Origin of the sequence: Bosea vestrisii (genome assembly GCF_030144325.1) — a bacterium.
Lineage (GTDB): Bacteria > Pseudomonadota > Alphaproteobacteria > Rhizobiales > Beijerinckiaceae > Allobosea > Allobosea vestrisii_A.
In genome coordinates this window covers 540,666-556,231 of sequence record NZ_CP126307.1, presented here as the reverse complement: position 1 = coordinate 556,231, position 15,566 = coordinate 540,666, and the positions used below count along the sequence as shown (strand labels likewise).

10 protein-coding genes are annotated in these 15,566 nt (G+C 66.1%); 2 read left to right on the top strand and 8 right to left on the bottom strand.

The window, feature by feature from the left end; genetic code table 11:
• Positions 1-591 precede the first annotated feature (591 nt).
• On the top strand, positions 592-4,317 hold the full coding sequence (locus QO058_RS02575) for a vitamin B12-dependent ribonucleotide reductase (protein WP_284170175.1): 3,726 nt from the start codon (positions 592-594) through the stop codon (positions 4,315-4,317).
• Positions 4,318-4,501: 184 nt separating this feature from the next.
• Here the strand turns inward: QO058_RS02575 and QO058_RS02570 are convergent, their stop codons facing one another.
• From QO058_RS02570 to QO058_RS02540, 7 genes are all read right to left on the bottom strand, one after another.
• The gene (locus QO058_RS02570; RefSeq protein WP_284170174.1) at positions 4,502-6,316 is read right to left on the bottom strand and encodes an ABC transporter ATP-binding protein; all 1,815 of its coding nucleotides are present in this window, start codon (positions 6,314-6,316) and stop codon (positions 4,502-4,504) included.
• A complete protein-coding gene (locus QO058_RS02565; protein ID WP_284170173.1) occupies positions 6,313-7,203 on the bottom strand; it encodes an ABC transporter permease in 891 nt (296 codons plus the stop codon). The genes QO058_RS02570 and QO058_RS02565 overlap by 4 nt, the downstream gene beginning before the upstream one ends.
• Before the next feature lie 13 nt (positions 7,204-7,216).
• Complete coding sequence (locus tag QO058_RS02560; protein WP_284170172.1) at positions 7,217-8,155, bottom strand: ABC transporter permease; 939 nt, start codon at positions 8,153-8,155, stop codon at positions 7,217-7,219.
• 56 nt (positions 8,156-8,211) lie between these two features.
• Positions 8,212-9,765, bottom strand: a complete 1,554-nt coding sequence (locus QO058_RS02555) for an ABC transporter substrate-binding protein (RefSeq protein ID WP_284170171.1) — start codon at positions 9,763-9,765, stop codon at positions 8,212-8,214.
• Between the two features lie 121 nt (positions 9,766-9,886).
• Complete coding sequence (locus tag QO058_RS02550) at positions 9,887-10,600, bottom strand: SDR family NAD(P)-dependent oxidoreductase (protein ID WP_284170170.1); 714 nt, start codon at positions 10,598-10,600, stop codon at positions 9,887-9,889.
• 12 nt (positions 10,601-10,612) lie between these two features.
• Positions 10,613-11,770 carry an NAD(P)/FAD-dependent oxidoreductase gene (locus QO058_RS02545; protein ID WP_284170169.1) on the bottom strand — a complete coding sequence of 386 codons (1,158 nt, stop codon included), beginning with the start codon at positions 11,768-11,770 and terminating at the stop codon, positions 10,613-10,615.
• Between the two features lie 10 nt (positions 11,771-11,780).
• Positions 11,781-12,209 carry a RidA family protein gene (locus tag QO058_RS02540; protein ID WP_284170168.1) on the bottom strand — a complete coding sequence of 143 codons (429 nt, stop codon included), beginning with the start codon at positions 12,207-12,209 and terminating at the stop codon, positions 11,781-11,783.
• Between the two features lie 274 nt (positions 12,210-12,483).
• On the opposite strand from QO058_RS02540, the gene QO058_RS02535 reads away from it, so the two are divergent.
• The gene (locus QO058_RS02535; RefSeq protein WP_284170167.1) at positions 12,484-14,085 is read left to right on the top strand and encodes an ABC transporter substrate-binding protein; all 1,602 of its coding nucleotides are present in this window, start codon (positions 12,484-12,486) and stop codon (positions 14,083-14,085) included.
• A gap of 118 nt (positions 14,086-14,203) precedes the next feature.
• Here QO058_RS02535 and QO058_RS02530 read toward each other — a convergent pair whose 3' ends face one another.
• On the bottom strand, positions 14,204-15,529 hold the full coding sequence (locus QO058_RS02530) for an NAD(P)/FAD-dependent oxidoreductase (RefSeq protein ID WP_432212002.1): 1,326 nt from the start codon (positions 15,527-15,529) through the stop codon (positions 14,204-14,206).
• Between the last annotated feature and the right edge of the window lie 37 nt (positions 15,530-15,566).

Genomic DNA, 15,566 nt, shown 5'->3' with positions numbered 1-15,566 from the left:
TCCGAAATCGCGCCCAGCTGGCCAAGCATCGCGCGGATTCAAGCACTTGTGGCTGCCGGCGCAGGGAGTGCTTTCGCTGGTAGGTCGCGACAGTCCTGTTGACGCTCGGTTAACCATGGTCCGGTGGATTTTAGTGGTTTCACACCGGCAAGGATCGTTGCAAGCTGGCAACGCCGCTGCGATTCCGCATGAGATTCCTTGGGCTTAGCCGGTGCCTTGAAACTTATCCCCGTGATCCACATCTTCCTACAACATGTCGTATCCACACCTATCGCTGCGCACTAATCCTTGACGGCGCGACCCAATCGGGACTAAATTTTGACAGTCGCGTGACGGCTGGCGGAGACGCCTTTTTCGACCCGCGAAACGAGTTCCCAGATGGGTCGGGCGATCACCGCGGCGCGCCAGCAATGGCGACGGCGAACGGCGACGTATGCTCCGCCTGGTCGCAACCGGACGCTCGACGGCGGGGTGACACCGCCGCGGGATCCAGGGGCATCAAACCGAGTTGGACTGCCATCAGGAGCCGGTGAGCAACCGGCCGCGCGGGGCGCCAGGGTGCGTCCGCGGCAAGCATTGGGGACGAAGCTTATGCGCATCGAGCGCCGCCATACCACCGCCGGCCAGTCGCCCTATGCGGCGATCCCCTTCCGCACGACGGTGAGCGAGATCCGCAACCCCGATGGCTCGATCGTCTTCCGACTCGAGGGCATCGAGGTGCCGGAGGTCTGGTCGCAGGTCGCCAGCGACGTGCTCGCGCAAAAGTATTTCCGCAAGGCCGGCGTTCCCGCCGCCATGAAGAAGGTGGAGGAGAACGACGTTCCCTCCTTCCTCTGGCGTTCGGTTCCCGATGAGGCGGCGCTGGCGAAGCTGCCGGAGGGCGAGCGTTACGGCTCCGAGATCTCGTCCAAGCAGGTCTTTGACCGGCTCGCCGGCTGCTGGACCTATTGGGGCTGGAAGGGTGGCTATTTCTCCTCGGAAGAGGATGCCCACGCCTTCCATGACGAATTGCGCTTCATGCTCGCCCGCCAGATGGTCGCGCCGAACTCGCCACAATGGTTCAACACCGGCCTGCACTGGGCCTATGGCATCGACGGGCCGAGCCAGGGCCATTTCTACGTCGACTTCAAGACCGGCAAGCTGGTGAAGTCGAAGTCGAGCTACGAGCACCCGCAGCCGCATGCCTGCTTCATCCAGGGCGTGCAGGACGACCTCGTCAATGAGGGCGGCATCATGGACCTGTGGGTGCGCGAGGCGCGCCTGTTCAAGTACGGCTCCGGCACCGGCTCGAACTTCTCGATGCTGCGCGGCGAGGGCGAGAAGCTCGCCGGCGGCGGCCGCTCCTCCGGCCTGATGTCCTTCCTCAAGATCGGCGACCGCGCTGCCGGCGCGATCAAGTCGGGCGGCACCACCCGCCGCGCCGCCAAGATGGTCGTGGTCGACGTCGATCACCCCGATATCGAGACCTATATCGACTGGAAGGTGAAGGAGGAGCAGAAGGTCGCGGCCCTCGTCGCCGGCTCCAAGATCGTCCAGAAGGCGATGAAGGCGGTGATGAAGGCCTGCGTGAATTGCGAGGCTGCCGACGACGCCTGTTTCGATCCCGAGAAGAACCCGGCGCTGAAGCGCGAGATCAAGCTCGCCCGCAAGGCGCTGGTCCCGGACAACTACATCAAGCGCGTCATCCAGTTCGCCAAGCAGGGCTACACCGAGATCCAGTTCGACACCTACGACACCGACTGGGATTCGGAAGCCTATCTCACCGTTTCGGGCCAGAACTCGAACAACTCGGTCTCGCTGACCGACGACTTCCTGCGCGCGGTCGAGACCGACGGCGACTGGAACCTCATCGGCCGCACCACCGGCAAGGTCACCAAGACCCTGAAGGCGCGCGACCTCTGGGAGAAGATCGGCTACGCCGCCTGGGCCTCGGCCGATCCGGGCCTGCACTTCAACACCACGATGAACGACTGGCACACCAGCCCGGCCTCGGGACGCATCCGCGCCTCGAACCCGTGCTCGGAGTACATGTTCCTCGACGACACCGCCTGCAACCTGGCCTCGGCCAACCTGCTGCAGTTCTACGATCGGCAGACCAAGGCCTTCGACGTCGCCGGTTACGAGCATCTCTGCCGGCTCTGGACGATCGTCCTCGAGATCTCGGTGACGATGGCGCAGTTCCCGAGCCGCGAGATCGCCGAGCTCTCCTATGAGTACCGCACGCTCGGCCTCGGCTACGCCAATATCGGCGGCCTCTTGATGACCATGGGCCTCGGCTATGACAGCGACGAGGGCAGGGCGCTCGCCGGCGGCCTGACCGCGATCATGACCGGCGTCGCCTATGCGACCTCGGCTGAGATGGCGGGCGAGCTCGGCCCCTTCCCGGGCTACAAGAAGAACGCCCGGCACATGCTGCGCGTCATCCGCAACCATCGCGTCGCGGCCCATGGCCAGGCTGCCGGCTATGAGGACCTGCAGGTCACGCCGGTGCCGCTCGACCATGCCACGCTGGAGCGCCTCGGCGGCTCCTCGGTGACGGTGTCGGAGCGGGCCAAGGCAAGCTGGGACGAGGCGCTGGCGCTGGGCGAGAACCATGGCTACCGCAACGCCCAGTCGACCGTGATCGCGCCGACCGGCACGATCGGCCTGGTCATGGACTGCGACACCACCGGCATCGAGCCCGATTTCGCTCTGGTGAAGTTCAAGAAGCTCGCCGGTGGCGGCTACTTCAAGATCATCAACGGCGCCGTTCCGGACGCGCTGCGTGCGCTCGGCTATCGCGAGGCCGATATCGCCGAGATCGAGGCCTATGCCGTCGGCCATGGCTCGATGAAGCAGGCGCCCGCCGTCAACCCCGGCTCGCTGCGGGCCAAGGGCTTCAGCGACGAGAAGATCGATGCAATCGAGAAGGGGCTGAAGAGCGCCTTCGACATCAAGTTCGTCTTCAACAAGTGGACGCTGGGCGAAGACTTCCTCACCGGCACGCTGGGCGTCCCGGTCGAGAAGCTCAACGACATGTCGTTCGAGCTCCTGCCCTTCCTCGGCTTCAGCAAGGCCGAGATCGAGGCCGCCAACGTCCATGTCTGCGGGGCGATGACGCTGGAAGGCGCGCCGCACCTCCGGAAGGAGCACTACAACGTCTTCGATTGCGCCAATCCCTGCGGGCGCATCGGCAAGCGCTATCTCTCGGTCGAGAGCCATATCCGCATGATGGCGGCGGCGCAGCCCTTCATCTCGGGCGCGATCTCCAAGACCATCAACATGCCGAACGACGCCACTGTCGAGGACTGCAAGAGCGCCTATCTGCTCTCGTGGAAGCTGGCACTGAAGGCGAACGCGCTCTACCGCGACGGCTCGAAGCTGTCGCAGCCGCTGAACTCGGCCCTGATCGCCGACGAGGACGACGACGCCGACGACGCGACCGAGGCGCTCTACCAGCAGCCGCTGGCGGCACGTGCCACCCAGATCGCCGAGAAGATCGTCGAGCGCATCGTCGAGCGGGTCGAGCGGGTGCGCGACCGCGAGAAGATGCCGTCGCGCCGCACCGGCTACATCCAGAAGGCGGTGGTCGGCGGCCACAAGGTCTATGTCCACACCGGCGAGTATTCCGACGGGCGCCTCGGCGAGATCTTCATCGACATGCACAAGGAGGGCGCGGCCTTCCGGGCGATGATGAACAACTTCGCCATCGCGGTCTCGCTCGGCCTGCAATACGGCGTGCCGCTGGAGGAGTATGTCGAGGCCTTCACCTTCACCCGCTTCGAGCCCTCGGGCTTCGTGCAGGGCAACCAGTCGATCAAGAACGCGACCTCGATCCTCGACTATGTCTTCCGCGAGCTCGCGATCTCCTATCTCGGCCGGCACGACCTCGCCCATGTCGATCCCTCCGAGATCGGCCATGACGTGATGGGCGGCGGCGTCGAGCAGGGCAGGGCACCGGATGCAGCCGGGCCGATCACCTCGACCCCGCTGGCTTCGTCAGGCTTCCGCCGCGGCAAGCCGATCAACCTGCTCGCCATCCAGGGCGGGGCTGCGGCCAACGACGCGGTCGCCCGTTCGACCAGCAGCGTCATGGGCCTCGCCACCGCCGGCGCGACCGCGCTGAAGGAGGAGCTGGAAGAATTCGGAGAGGCCGAGATGAGCAAGCTCGGCTTCGCCGCGCCGGCCGCCCAACCGACGGCGTCGGAGCGCCGGGCCGAGGCGATCATGAAGGGCTATGTCGGGGACTCGTGCGGGGAGTGCGGCAACTTCACGCTGGTGCGGAACGGCACCTGCCTGAAGTGCAACACCTGCGGCTCGACGACCGGATGTTCGTGAGGTTGGGCTTCAACTGATGAAAGTCGAGGCATAGTGTTGCCGCGATTGCAGGAAAAGTTCCGCGAATGAGAGAGGGCGGCCGGGTCAAACCGGGCGCCTTTTCTTGACTAGCGGGCCTTCGCGCCGCGAGGCGAGGCTGGGTACCTCTTCTTCGCCTCTTGAGCCCGTGCGGGGGCCGTCTCCGTCAGACCGCCTGTCTGACGAAATGACCGGTCTCGACCTCGACCAGCGCCTGCGCCGGCGCGCGCCAATCGAGCGCACGGATCGGGCTCGGGATCTCGTCGACCGCCAGTTCGCGGCGCAGGGAGCGGCGTGCCGGGTCGGGCACCGGCACGGCCGAGAGCAGTTTTCGCGTATAGGGATGCAGCGGATTGGCGAATACCGCCTCGCGCGGGCCGAGCTCGACGATCTCGCCGAGATACATCACCGCGACGCGGTGGCTGACACGCTCGACCACCGCCATGTCATGCGAGATGAAGAGATAGGCGAGGCCAAATTCCGCCTGCAGGTCGAGCATCAGGTTCAGCACCTGCGCCTTGACCGAGACGTCCAGCGCCGAGACAGCCTCGTCCGCCACGACCAGCTTGGGCGACAGCGCCAGTGCCCGGGCGATGGCGAGCCTCTGGCGCTGGCCGCCCGAGAACTCGTGCGGGAAGCGCGTGCCCATGGCTGGCGACAAGCCGACACGGCGCATCAACTCGTCGACGCGCTCCTTCGCTTCTGCGCCCCGGGCGAGGCCATGGACGACGATCGGCTCGGCAATGGCGGCGCCCACCGTCTTGCGTGGGTTCAGCGAGGCGAACGGGTCCTGGAAGATCATCTGCATGTCGCGGCGCGCCGCGAGCAGCTCGTGTTTGCCGAAGCCGGTGACGTCGCGGCCCTCGAAGCGCACCGTGCCGGAAGAAGGCTCGATCAGCCGCAGGATCGAGCGCCCTGTCGTCGACTTGCCGCAGCCGGATTCGCCGACCAGCGCCAGCGTCTCGCCGCGCTGGAGCGTGAAGGAGACGCTCTCGACCGCATGGACCCGGCCGCGCAGCCGCCCGAACACGCCGCCGCGAATGGCGAAGCGCGTCGTCAGACCGGCGACCTCCAGGAGCGAGGCCTCGCTGACCTTGACCGTGTCGGCGGCCTCGACCGGCTTGCCGCGCACCTCGCCATTGTCGGGATCGATATGGGGGAAGCGCAGGGGCCTGCCATGCCCCTCCATGTCGCCGAGCCTAGGCACGGCGGCGAGCAGCGCCTTGGTATAGCCATGCACCGGCCGGTTGAAGACCTGCTCCGAGGGCGCATCCTCGAGCTTGCGGCCCTTCCACATTACCACGACGCGGTCGGCGATCTCGGCGACGACGCCCATGTCATGGGTGATGAAGAGGACCGACATGCCCTCCTCGTCCTGCAGTGTCTTGATCAGTTCGAGGATCTGCGCCTGGATCGTCACGTCGAGCGCTGTCGTCGGCTCGTCGGCGATCAGGAGTTTTGGCTTGCAGGCAAGCGCGGTCGCGATCATCACGCGCTGGCGCATGCCGCCCGAGAGCTGGTGCGGATAGTTGGCAAAGCGGGTCTTGGCGGAGGGGATGCGCACCTTCTCCAGCATGCGCAGCGCCTCTGCCTCGGCGGCCGCCTTGTCGAGCCCGCGATGATAGCGCAGCGCCTCGCAGATCTGGTGGCCGACGGTGAGCACCGGGTTCAGGCTCGTCATCGGTTCCTGGAAGATCATCGCGATGTCGTTGCCGCGGACCTTGCGCATCTCCTCCTCGGCGAGTGCCAGCAGGTCGCGGCCTTCGAGTGCGATCTTGCCCTGGATGCGGCCATTGGCGGCTGAGACCAGCCGCATGATCGAGAGCGCGGTGACCGATTTGCCCGAGCCGGATTCGCCGACGATCGCGACGGTCTCGCCCGGCGCGATGTCGAAGCTCAGATCCTCGATCGCCCAGCGCCACTGGCCGCCGACGCGGAAGGCCGTCTGCAGGTTCTCGACGGAAAGGACGGGGGCGCTCATCGTTCGCCCTTCAGCTTGGGGTCGATGGCGTCGCGCAGACCGTCGCCGAGGATGTTGAGCGCAAAGACGATGATAAGGATGGCGATGCTCGGCGCCAGCACCAGCCAGTAGCTATCGAGGATGTTCTCGAAGCCCTCGCGGATCATGCCGCCCCAGGTCGGGATCGGCGGCTTCACGCCGAGCCCGACAAAGGCGAGCGAGGCCTCGGTGCGGATCGCGTTGGCGAGCCAGAGCGAGCCCATCACCAAGATCTCGGGGAAGATGTTGGGCAGGATGTGGCCCGCCATGATCCGGACGTCGGAGAAGGCCAGCGCCCGACCAGCCTCGATATAGTCGCGCTCCTTGACCGAGATCGTCGGCGCCCGGGCGATGCGGGCAAAGGAGGGAATCGAGGTCAGCGCGATCGCGATGGTGATGTTCTCCATTGAGGGGCCGAGCATCGCGACCAGGATTAGGCCGAGGATGAGCGAGGGGAAGGCGAGCAGGATGTCCATCGTCTGCATCACGACGACATCGAACTTCCCGCCATACCAGCCGGCGAGGATGCCGATCAGCGAGCCGAGCACCAGCGCGATCACGGTCGAGGCAACACCGATGACGAGCGAGATGCGCGCGCCGTAGAGCAGGCGGGAGAGGATGTCGCGGCCGAAATAATCGGTGCCGAGATAGAAATTGTCATGCGGCGGCTGGAGGCGTGACAGGATGTCCTGCTCGAGCGGGTCATGCGGGGCGATGACCGGCGCGAACACAGCGGCCAGGATTACTGCGACGACGATGACAAGTCCGACCCAGGAGGTCTTGTTGGCGTTGAAGGCGCCGATCGTGGCCGAAAGCCAACGCAGGCGCGGCGGCGCAGCCTGGCCGGCATCATGAACCGAGGTGCTCATGCCAGCTTCACCCTCATGACAGTTTCACTCTTGGATCGACGACGGCGTAGGTTAGGTCGGTGGCGATGTTCACCAGCACGACGATCAGCGTGTAGATCACCATCATGCCCTGCAGCATGGTGTAGTCGCGCTGGTTCAGCGCGCCGATGATCAGCTTGCCGAGACCGGGCCGGTTGAAGACGATCTCTGTCAGCACCGAATTGCCGATCAGGATGCCGAGATACAGACCCACGATGGTGATGACCGGGATCAGCGCGTTGCGCAGCGCGTGCTTCCAGACCACGACGCGCCAGGGCACGCCCTTGGCCCGTGCGCTGCGGACATAGTCCTCCTGCAGCACCTCCAGCATGGCCGAGCGGGCGACGCGGGTGATGTAGGCGGCCATGATCAGGCCGAGATTGAGCGCCGGCAGCGCCATCGCCTGGAACCAGGCCGAGGGAGAGCCGGAGCCGGCGCTGATCACCGGGAACCAGCGCAGCACGATCGCGAAGACGATCAGCAGGATGATCGCCGAGACGAAGGGCGGAAAGGACAGGCCGAGCAGCGAGGCGATACGCGTCACATAGTCCGGCATGTGGTTGCGATTGATCGCAGCCCAGACCCCGAGCGGCACGCCGATCGCGACGCCGATCGCCATCGAGACCAGTGTCAGCTCGATGGTCCAGGGCAGGACGGCGAGGATCTCCTGGATCACCGGCCGGCCAGTGACCAGCGACACGCCCCAGTCGCCCCGCAGCGCCCCGGAGAGGAAGGTCCAGTATTGCTCGATCACCGGGGCATCGAGCCCCAGCCTGGTGCGCATCGCAGCGATCGCGGTCGCATCGGCCTGGTCGCCGAGAATGACCTGCGCCGGGTCGCCCGGCACGATCCGCACCACGACGAAGACGAGCGAGAGCACCGCCCAGAGTGTGACGACGGCGAAGCCGAGCCGTTTGACGAGGAAGGCGCCCATGATGCCGCCGCAAGCAAGAGAAAGGGAGCGGCCGTCTTAAGGCCGCTCCCTGAGGGTCACTTGGTGAAGCGCGTGGTCTCGAGCACCGGCGGGCCGAGATTCAGCGAAGCCTTGAGCTCGTAGCCGAGGTCGAGGCTGTCCTTGTAGGCCCAGAGCTGCATCATCTCGTTGACTGGGATCGCGCAGACTTCCTTGATGATCTTCTCCTGCGCCGTCTTCCAGAGCGCGAGCTGCTTGGCCTTGTCGGTCTCCGACCGGGCCGCATCGATCTCGGCATCGGCGACCTTGCAATGCGAGAAGTTCGTCACCGCCGTCGGGGTTTTCACGATCGCGCGCGAGTGGAAGAACTGCGAGAGATAGACATCCGCGACGGGGAAGCGCGCCGCCTGGAAATGCACAACCTGCGACAAGTCCTGCCGGATTTGCTGGTGGAAGGTCGCATGCTCCACCGGCTGGATCTCCAATGTGATGCCCGCCCGCTTCAGCAGCGCCTGCGTCGCCTCGGTGAAGCTGAGCATCGAGGGCAGCGTCGTATTGATCGTCTTGATCGTGACGCCGTTGGGGAAGCCGGCCTCCGCCAGCAGCGCCTTCGACTTGGCGAGGTCGAAGGGCAGCAGAGCTGCCTTCTCGTCCGTGCCGAGATAGCCCGAAGGTACCACCGAGACGGCCGGGCGCGAGATGTTCTTACCGCGGAACTGCCAGATCGCGTTGCGGTCGATCGCATGGGCGATCGCCTGGCGAACCTTGAGGTTGTCGAGCGGCGGCTGGCTCATATTGAGATGCAGCACCGACATTTCGGCCGGGCCCATCGCCACCACCTTGACGCCGGGCAAGGCGTTCATGCGGTCGACCCAGGCCTGCTCCTGCCGGCCGAGCATCATGTCGAGTTCGCCGGACTGGAAGGCGAGGTCGCGCGAGGAATCCGACGGGATGAAGCGGTAGAGGATCTCGGTCAGCTTCGGCTTGGCCCGGAAGTAGTTCGGGTTGGCGACGAGCTTGGCGTATTGCTGCGGCACATATTCGGAGAACATGAACGGGCCGGTGCCGACAGGCTTCTTGGCGAAGCCATCCTTGCCCAGTTCTTCGGCGGCCTTCTTACAGACCATGTTGCCGCCATGATAGTTCATGACGATGCCGAGCAGGCTCGGAATGGCCTGCTTCAGCGTGATCTTGACGGTGTATTTGTCGGGGGCCTCGACCTTGTCGAAGGCGCCATAATCCGACGAAAAGGCCGAGCTTTCCTTGGTTGCGGCCCGGTTCAGCGAATAGACCGCGTCCGCCGAGGTGAACTCGCCATAGCCGTGATGGCACTGCACGCCCTGGCGCAGCTTGAAGGTCCATTCCTTGCCGTCCGCCGAGGCGGTCCAGCTCTCGGCGAGATCGGGCTCGATGAATTCGGGCGAGAGTTCGCCGGGCTTGATCCGTACCAGTCCGTTGAACATCCAGTTCAGCAGCGCCTTGCCGGGCGTGCCGGAATTCAGATGCGGGTCGAGCACGCCGGCATCAGAGCTCTGCATGCCGACGGTCAGCACCGTCTTCTGTGCCAGCGCGGGCGTCGCCAGCAGCGCGCCGGCCAGCATGGCGGCGACGATTGATCCGGTTCGTTTCATTGCTGTTCCCCTGCGTTCTTGTTGGGTATCGACGATCCCGGCTTTGTGCCGGTGATAGCTGAGCAGGACGCCCCGTCTGGAGCGCGAATTCTGTCCTGTCTTTGCCCTTCGGTCTCCGCGCCTAGAGCATGTCCTCCAGCCTGCAATTGACCAGCAATTCCGCGACCGAGGCATTGTTGGGCAGCGCGAGGACCGTGGCAACCAGCTGCGCCAGATCGGCGGGCTGGGTCATGTCCTGGCGTGCCATCGCCTTGCTCGCCGCCGTCATGTCGGTCGGCACGAAAGAGGGGCAGAGCGCGGTCGCTCGTACGCCCTTGTCCCAGGCAATCCGGCGCGCCGCATGGGTCAGCGCCACCAGGGCATGCTTGGTCATGTTGTAGGCGACATGGTCGTTGCGCACGCGCTTGCCCGACATCGATGCGACATTGACGATGCGCCCTGAGCCGCTCGCCTCGAGATGCGGCAGCGCGCAATGGATCAGGTTGAGCGGGCCTTTGCAGTTCACCGCCCAGATCGCATCGAGCTCGGCTTCGTCCGGAGCGCGCAGCGTGATCGACGAATGCATGCCGGCATTGTTGACGAGCCCGTCGATCCGGCCGAAACGCGCCATCACGGCATCCGTCCAGGCGCGGTGGCTTGTCCAATCCTGCGCGTCGTAGCGCGCGATGTGGACACGGCCTGAAGCCCAGCCGGCGCTCATTGTCTTGAGCGAGTCGAGGTCGCGCCCGCCAAGGCTCAGGCTGTAACCCTCCTCATGCAGCGCCTCGGCAACCGCGCGGCCGATGCCGCGATTGGCGCCCGAGATCAGGATCACGCGTCCCATGGGGGCAAGCATCTGCGATGTCCTCTAGCCCTGCAGCGTCAGCGCGGCGTCCGTCGCCGGTTCGCCTGCGAAGCGGTCCAGCCTGAACGGGGTGAGGTCGAAGCGCGGCTGCTTCGACAGCGCAAGGTCGGCGAGGATTTCGCCGGTGACCGGGCCGATGCCGAAGCCGTGCCCGGAGAAACCGGCCGCGACGATCAGGCCGTCAAGGCCGGTATGGGCGTCGATCGCCGGCAGCGCATCGGGCGTGAGGTCGATCAACCCGCCCCAGAGGCGCGCGATCCCGGCATCGGCGGCAGCCGGCAAAACCTGCGTCACCCGCCCGATCAAGGCGGCGATGTCCGCCGCGCGCGGAGCCAGCGCGTCCATTGTCCAGGAGGCCGGCTCATGCGGCCAGTCGCCGATGCCGGTGGTAACGCGCAGGCGGCCATCGACCTCCTGCCGGCCGGCGGCGTCGGCATTGGCGACGCCGAAGACCTGCTCGACCAGTGGCGGCAGCGGCACGCTCTGCATGACGCAGACGAGCTTGACTCGCAGCGGCAGATCAAGCCCTAGCGGCCGCAGCAGCTCAGGCGCATGGATGCCAGTCGCCAGGATGACGCGCCCGGCGGGCACGCTCGCGCCCTCTGAGGTCTCGACGCCTGTGACCGTGTCGCCGGTTCGCTTCAGCGCCTTTACGCCGATGCCGTCACGGATGGTCGCGCCATGACGTGCGGCAGCCGCTGCGAAAGCCCGCACCACCGGAACCGGGTCGGCATGGCCGTCGCCCGAGCAGAACGAGGCGGCGAGGATCGACGGGCCGATGGCCGGCGCGATCGCCCTGATCGCCGCATTGTCCGGCAGATAGTCGATGGCGAGGCCGAGCTGTCGCTGCCGGACAACCAGCTCGCGGATCACCTCGACCTCGGCTTCCGTCCGCGCAAGACGCAGATTGCCGCGCCGGCGATAGCCGGTCGCCGCGCCGAGTTCCTCGTCGAGCCCACCCCAGCGTTCGACGGCGGCCTTCGCCAGCGGCAGTTCGGCCGGGTCGCGCCCGGATTGCCTGACGCCGCCCAAGGTCCAGCCGGATGCCATGGCCGCGAGGCTGCGGGCCTCGAACAATGTCACCGAATGACCGGCGCGCGCGATCTCGTAGGCTGCGGCCGCGCCGCTGATCCCGCCTCCGACGATGACGACGTCCGGCATGTCGACAGGCTCAGGAAAGATCGACGCTGATGCGCTTTTCGGCTTCGTCCGGCCTGCGGCGGCGATAGGCCGTCACCTCGAACTCGACTTTGAGCTCAGGCTGGCCGAGCGGCGTGCAGGTCGTGGTGTTGGCGGGGTCGATGCCCCGGAACTTGAGTCCGACGACCTCGCCGACCGCCTCCATGTCGGCGATGTCCGGCACGAAGACCTTGATCGCGACGACGTCCTTGAGCGAGGCGTCGACGGCGGCGAGCGCGCCCTCGATATTGCGGAAGGCCTGCTCGGCCTGGCCCCTGGCGTCGCTGGCGATGGCGCGGGTCTTATAGTTCCGCCCGGCCGTGTTGGAGACGAAGATCATGTCGCCGGCGACCACCAGCCGCGAGTAGCTGTTCAGATTCTCGTACTTGCTCCCGGATTTGACTTTGATGATCTCGCTCACGGCGCACCTCCTTCAGGCATGGTCGGCGGAGCACGGCAGCTCTCACCGCGCGTCGGCGATCGCTTGCCCGCTCAGCGCAGGCAAGATTGGTATATACCACTTAAGTGGATCAACGCTGTCAAGGATGCCGGCGGCAAGGGCGCGTAGAAATCAAAGGAGACCCGACATGGCCTTGCGCCCAAAAAAGACGCGCACCACCGCCAAGCGAGGACGCGATTGACGTTTGGTATACACCAATCCATGCTGCTTAAGGCCGATAACAAGGGGATCTCCGATGACGATGATTTCGCGCCGTGCCCTTCTTGCCGCCGGAGCCAGCTTTCCCCTGGTTACGGCCTCCGCCTTCTCCCAGATACCAGCAAGGAAGGTCCTGCGCTTCGGTCTGTCGAGCTTTCCGCCGAGCCTGCAACCATGGGTCCATACGGGCACCGCCGCGCTGACCGTGAAGCTCCTGATCTTCCGCGGCCTGACCGGCTTCGACGAAAAGGGCGAGGTCCGGCCCGAGCTCGCGGAATCCTGGACGCAGGACGGGCCGACCGGATGGATCTTCAAGCTGCGGCAGGCGAGCTTCCATAACGGCAAGCCCGTGACGGCCGACGACGTGAAATGGACGCTGGAGCAGATCGCCGCGCCGAATTCCACCGCCTTCCTCAGGGCCGAGTTCGGCGGCATCGAGACGATCGAGACGCCCGATCCCCGCACCGTCCGTATCGTCATGAAGCAGCCGACAGTGACGCTGCCGATCTGGCTCGCCAGCCCGCACGCGCCGATCATCGCCAAGGACTCGCTCGAGGGGCGTGGCCTCGGCGTCGGCGCGGGCCCGTTCGTCGTCAAGGACCAGGAGCGCGGCGTCTCGATCGAGGTCGCGGCCTTCGACAAATACTACAAGCCAGGCCTGCCCAGACTCGCCGGCATCAAGCTCACGGCCTATGCCGATGAGAACCTGCGCGTCGCCGCGCTCCAGGCCGGCGATATCGATCTGATCGAATACGTGCCTTGGCAGCACATGGCGGCGATCGAGAAGGACCCGCGCCTCAAGCTCGATGCCGCCAACGGCCCCTTCATGGGGCTGAACTTCAACGGCACCAGCGGGCCGTTCAAGGATTCGCGCCTGCGCCAGGCGGTCGGTTTCGCCATCCGGCGCGAGGATATCGTCCAAGCTGCCTTCTTCGGGCGCGGCACGCCGCTCCAGGGCATCCCGATCCCCGATACCAGCCCCTATTACGATGCCGGGCGGGCGAAATTCTGGAGCTATGATCCCGACAGGGCCAGGAAGCTGATGGCGGAAGCCGGCGTCCCGAAGGGCTTCTCCTGCACGCTGCTCTCGACGGCGCAATACGGCATGCACAAATCGACGGCCGAGGTGGTGCAGGCCCATCTCGGCGAGATCGGCATCGACGTGAAACTCAACCTGCCGGACTGGGCCTCGCGCGTCGATCTCGGCGGCAAGGGGCGCTACGAATTTTGCGTCCAGGGCACGACGGCCGACAACAACGATCCGGACGGGCTCGCACCGCTGCTCGACGGCGAGTTACCGCCGAACATCTCGCGCAGCTTTGGTCTGCCGACGCCGGAGCTCCACGCTCTCTTCGCCAAGGGACGCGCCGAGTTCGACATCGCCAAGCGCAAGGCCATCTATGCCGAGCTCGAGAAGCTCGCGCTGGAGCAGGCGCCGCTCGTCGGTCTCGCCTGGCGCTCCCAGGGCTATGGCATGGTCAAGGGCGTGACCGGCTTCAAGGCTCTGCCGGGCGGCACGAATTTTTCTCGGCCTATTCGCTGGAAGAGACCTCGCTGGCTTGAGCCATGCTGCGCTTTGCCAGAATCAAGCAGCGTCATCCCGGACGCAGCGAAGCGAAGCTCCGGGATCCCATCGTAAAGCTGCGGAGCCATACGATGGATCCCGGAGCGGCGCGGCTAAAGCCGCTTGTCCGGGATGACGCGGGGAGGTTTCCGCCTCGTCGCAGCGCGCGTTAAAAGTCCTTTTTGAACGACTCTCAAGCCGCGCGCGTCGTGCGCTCCAGCCGGGCGAAGCGCTCGAGCCGGAAGGGCCTGGCGTCGATCAGGGGCGTGGCGCCCCTGACGAGGTCGGCAATGAGCCGCCCGGCACCCGGGCCGATGCCGAAGCCATGGCCCGAGAAGCCGCTGGCGATGAAGAAGCCGGGCAGGCGCGGCACTTCGCCGATCACCGGCACGGCGTCAGGCATCGCATCGACGAAGCCGCCCCAGGCCTGCGCGATCTTAAGACCCGCGAAAGCCGGAAAGGCCTTGATCAGATTGGCCTGCCCCTCGCGGAGGATCGCGCTGACCGGCGCCGGATCGAGCACGCGCATGCGCTCGAAAGGCGTCACCTCGTCGAGGCCCCAGCGCCGCGGCGTCCGCGCCTCCTCCAGGAAGCGCGCGCCGAGATGCAACCTGAGCTCATGCCGCTGCTTCACCAGCGAAGGCAGGAAATCACCGAACAGGCGGAACGAGTCCGGCACGATCTCGGCGGTGCTCGCGCCGCGATGGGCAATGGTGTAGCCGCCATCCTGACGCTTGCGAAAGGCGAAGTCCGAGCCGCCCACGGCATGGGCAGGCGGGCCGTCGAGCGGTTCGGTGCGCAGGACCGAGCCGAGCACCTTGAGCTGCGGAAAGTCGATGCCGAGATTGCCGAGGAACAGCCGCGACCACGCGCCGCCTGCCAGCACGATCTGCGAGCAGGCGATCGTGCCGCGCTCCGTCACCACGGCGCTGACCCGGCCGGCTCTGGTCTCGATGCCGCGCACGGCACAGCGTGTCAGCACGGTGCCGCCATGCCGGCGCAGCGCGCGCGCCATCGCCGGCACGGCCTTCTGCGGTTCGGCCCGCGCATCGCTCGGTGTAAACAAGGCGCCAGCGAAGGTGCGCCCGCAGCCGGGCAGCACGCTCTCGATCTCGCGCGAGCTCAACAGCCGGGAGTCGAGCTGGTATTGCCTGGCATGGTCGAGCCAGGCCTCGTGCTGGGCGAGCGCGGCGGGCGTATCCGCGACATAGACGATACCGGAGCGGGTGAAGCCGGTATCGCCCCCGACCAGCTTGTCCATCTCGGACCAGAGCCGCATGCTTTCCAGCCCGAGCGGAATCTCGCCGGGATCGCGTCCCATGATCCGGACCCAGCCCCAGTTGCGGCCCGACTGCTCGTGGCCAACCTCGCCCTTCTCGCAGACCGTGACCGAAATTCCGTCTTTCGCTAGGAAGAGCGCGGTCATGATGCCGATGATGCCGCCGCCGATGACGACGACGTCGCTGCTCTTCGGCAAGCTCGCGTCAGCGTCGATCGTCTCGATCGTGATGCCCATCACATGCGCTCCCCGGCCGGAGACGAAATCATAGCCCTGG

Bases quoted from the DNA above. Each gene is read 5' to 3' on its own strand.
- QO058_RS02555 (WP_284170171.1), bottom strand. From the start codon at position 9,765: ATGAAACGAACCGGATCAATCGTCGCCGCCATGCTGGCCGGCGCGCTG.
- QO058_RS02565 (WP_284170173.1), bottom strand. From the start codon at position 7,203: ATGAGCACCTCGGTTCATGATGCCGGCCAGGCTGCGCCGCCGCGCCTG.
- QO058_RS02550 (WP_284170170.1), bottom strand. From the start codon at position 10,600: ATGCTTGCCCCCATGGGACGCGTGATCCTGATCTCGGGCGCCAATCGC.
- QO058_RS02575 (WP_284170175.1), top strand. From the start codon at position 592: ATGCGCATCGAGCGCCGCCATACCACCGCCGGCCAGTCGCCCTATGCG.
- QO058_RS02535 (WP_284170167.1), top strand. From the start codon at position 12,484: ATGACGATGATTTCGCGCCGTGCCCTTCTTGCCGCCGGAGCCAGCTTT.
- QO058_RS02560 (WP_284170172.1), bottom strand. From the start codon at position 8,155: ATGGGCGCCTTCCTCGTCAAACGGCTCGGCTTCGCCGTCGTCACACTC.
- QO058_RS02545 (WP_284170169.1), bottom strand. From the start codon at position 11,770: ATGCCGGACGTCGTCATCGTCGGAGGCGGGATCAGCGGCGCGGCCGCA.
- QO058_RS02570 (WP_284170174.1), bottom strand. From the start codon at position 6,316: ATGAGCGCCCCCGTCCTTTCCGTCGAGAACCTGCAGACGGCCTTCCGC.